Source organism: Streptococcus sp. KR, assembly GCF_002238115.1.
Classification (GTDB): Bacteria; Bacillota; Bacilli; order Lactobacillales; family Streptococcaceae; genus Streptococcus.
In genome coordinates this window covers 1-214 of record NZ_NGVM01000378.1, presented here as the reverse complement: position 1 = coordinate 214, position 214 = coordinate 1, and the positions used below count along the sequence as shown (strand labels likewise).

Below are 214 nucleotides of genomic sequence, written 5' to 3'. Positions count from 1 at the left end.
TATTCAAACCATAGTGCTTGGCAATCTTGTACTGCTTAACAGTTAGCTTCTTCTTCAAAAGCTTCTTCATCCGCTTTTGATTTGCAGAAAGCTTGGAAGCCTTCTTTTGCTTGGCCAAGGCAGCTTTATTCTTCGCACTGGAAGCTTTTTCGTTTTGCGTAATGTTTTCCTGCAAAACATTTTTGGCATCCTTGGTTGGTGAAATGGCACTACC

Annotated in this window: 1 pseudogene; it reads right to left on the bottom strand. The window is 41.1% G+C overall.

Features of this window, described 5'->3' with window-relative positions:
* Positions 1-214: pseudogene (locus tag CBI42_RS12360) on the bottom strand (acyltransferase family protein); the annotation flags it as partial.